The organism is Candidatus Frankia alpina, from assembly GCF_902806485.1.
Lineage (GTDB): Bacteria > Actinomycetota > Actinomycetes > Frankiales > Frankiaceae > Frankia > Frankia alpina.
On the sequence record NZ_CADCWT010000461.1, the window covers coordinates 1 to 1,464 of the forward strand.

The window sequence follows — 1,464 nt, forward strand, 5'->3', positions numbered from 1 at the left end:
CGGCAGGAGGCGAGCAGGTCGGCGGTGGCCCAGTCCTGCGACGGTGGTGCCCAGGCGCCGGGGGGTTGGGTGGCGTCGTCGAGGCGGAGCACGCCGTGGAAGTGGATCGCGCACCGTTTCTGGCCTTCAGCGACCTTGATGCCTGAGATCTTGATCTGCTTGCGTAGTGCGCTGTCACTGAGGCCGAGGTGCCAGGCCATCCGCCGGTAGGTGAGATCCAGGGTGCGTTTCCACAGCAGGGGAGCGAACCGGTTCCACACGACCAGGCCGGCGGGGTCGAAGCAGTCGGGGCAGATCGGTGCGCCCAGGCGGGGGTCGTCGTCGGGGTGGACGAGGTGGCAGCCGCGGGCCCGGCCGTGCGGGCAGCGGCCGCGCCGGTCGTTGCACCGTTGGGCGGGGCCGTGGTTGGCGCGGCGGGAGTGGACCGCCCCGAACGAGGGTGCGGTGACCGTGACGAACAGGCCGGGGTGGCGGGCGACGGTGTCGGGGACGTCGTGGCCGCCGACCATGCCGGCGTGGACGATCTGCCAGGCGTCGCCCTTGTACAGGTAGGAGCAGGACGGGCAGACGGTGGCGCGCCGGTTGCCGCAGGGCACCAGGATCGTGGCGTCGGGCATGCCTGAGGAGTCGAAGGCGCGGTGGATCTCACCGGTCGTCGTGTCGGCCTGGTCGACGTGGCCGGTCAGGCGGATCGGGTGGGTGCAGCCGCCGATGCGTTGGATCTGGGCCCATAGGGCGGTGAACGTGCCGTCGGCGAGGCGGTCGGCGCAGTCGGGGAGAACGTCGGCGAGCATCAGGAGTCTCTCGTGTCAGCCGGCATGGCAGTGACAGGGACCCGGAGAGGCTTCGCAACGTGCCTGGCGGCGTGGGGCTCGTCCCACGCCCAATGCAGGCGGCCCGCGCCAAGGGCCAGAGGTGTAGTGGTCCGTTCTGGCCAACGGGTCGACGGTGTGTGACGTTCCGACCACCCACACAACGGCCGGGCAACGGCCCGGGCGGGTGGGCGAGGAACGTCAACCGTCACGATCGGTCCTTTCAGCGGAACGGTCGTCACATGACGACCGGCGGGCGAGAGGGGTTTCGGCGCGGCCGCCTTGATGTGGGCGGGGAACCGTCACGAGCCTTCCCCCCTAGCGGTGCCAGACCAGGACAAAGACATGTCGGATGTCTGGCACCTGGTTGCCCAGTGCCCCTGACCAGGCTGTTTGCCCCGGCCACCGCAAGCAGGCCGGGGAGCGGCGCGGGGAGCGGCGCGGGGAGTGGGGCGAGGAGTTGCCCGGGAGGTTGCCCAGGGAGTTCGCCCACGTCAGCGGCGAATGTGGCGTGCCCTTCTCGGTGGGTGGCGGGCATGGGTGTTCTCCCTGGGCGGTCGCGGTTCGGTCGTGGTGACGGCTCATCAGGGGAAGGCACAGCTGGGAGCCGAGACGTGACAGCGGCGGGCATCGCTGTGGCGAATCTGGCTGT

General features: G+C 70.8%; 1 protein-coding gene. It reads right to left on the reverse strand.

All coding sequences use genetic code 11. The annotated features are described in order from the left end of the window. A partial coding sequence (locus G6R25_RS23915) for a replication initiator (protein ID WP_336502496.1) occupies nucleotides 1-794 on the reverse strand: 794 nt, incomplete at its 3' end. Nucleotides 795-1,464 lie beyond the last annotated feature (670 nt).